Origin of the sequence: Nostoc sp. T09 (assembly GCF_002154695.1) — a bacterium.
Lineage (GTDB): Bacteria > Cyanobacteriota > Cyanobacteriia > Cyanobacteriales > Nostocaceae > Aulosira.
In genome coordinates this window covers 1-1,142 of the sequence record NZ_MTAV01000258.1, presented here as the reverse complement: position 1 = coordinate 1,142, position 1,142 = coordinate 1, and the positions used below count along the sequence as shown (strand labels likewise).

1 protein-coding gene is annotated in these 1,142 nt (G+C 41.2%); it reads left to right on the top strand.

The features are described from left to right. The first annotated feature begins 368 nt into the window (after positions 1 to 368). Complete coding sequence (locus BV372_RS34100; RefSeq protein ID WP_086691842.1) at positions 369 to 1,082, top strand: HAD family hydrolase; 714 nt, start codon at positions 369 to 371, stop codon at positions 1,080 to 1,082. The last annotated feature ends 60 nt before the right edge of the window (positions 1,083 to 1,142 follow it).

The window sequence follows — 1,142 nt, the reverse complement described above, 5'->3', positions numbered from 1 at the left end:
AAAAACCTAGCCTTCAGATGGACTGGCTTTTATCTCAAACAGCTTAACCCGAACTCAGGTTAAGTTATCTGTATCCAAACTAGGAACAGAATTACAGAGAATATGCGGAAAGTCTCCTAATTCAATTATCAAGAAGTTAAAACTTGGGTCTAATTTTACCAAATTTTTAGAGTCATCTCCTCAATTTACTTTGAAAGCAAGTGACAAGGAATATGAAGTAGCAAAATCTGATAACAAGCCGCTACTGTACGAGTAGATATTCTCCATTAGTATTATGCTGATTTTCCCCTTTAAGTTTGTTGCATGTCTTCCTACCAGTAGCAACAAGTGAGATAATTGTAAGAAAAATTAACTTTATTTTCCCGCCGATGCTAAGACTAATTACTGACTTCGACGGTCCCATTATTGATGTTTCTGAACGCTACTACCGTGTTTATCAATTTTGCTTAGAGAAAACCCGACGCCCAGAGCAATCTGTACAAGAACTGCCTAAAGTAGAATTTTGGCAACTAAAGCGATCGCGGGTTCCGGAAAAACAAATTGCTCTAAATTCTGGGTTAGACGAAGCGCAGGCACTAGAATTTGCACAATTGCGGCGGCAAACGGTGCATACAGAACAGTATTTTCAATATGACAGCCTTGTACCTGGTGCTGTGGACGCACTGTTAAAAATTCAAGAAGCTGGAATCGATTTGGCCGTCATGACAATGCGCCGTGTTCGGGAACTAGACTATGCTTTCCAAAAATTCCAATTAGATAGATTCTTCCCAGAGAATCGCTGTTATTGCCTGAGTAACGACTATGTGAAAACCCGCGACATTGAAGATAAGCCCTTATTGATGGCACGAGCATTAGAAGAACTACCTGCTGTTGCTGATAGCTGGATGGTGGGGGATACAGAAGCCGACATCACTGCTGCCAAAAAACATGGTATTAAAGCGATCGCTGTGGAGTCTGGTATCCGCGATCGCGCTCAATTAGAACTTTACCAACCCAACTTAATTGTTCAGGATTTGAGCGTTGCTGTAGATCTAATCATAGAAGGTAAACTTACCGATCAGGAAGGTCGCTATATTGAGTAGTAACCCAAGTTGCGGGTTATCGAATGATGTGTGCTTGTCACCCCTCAACAATTTATGCGA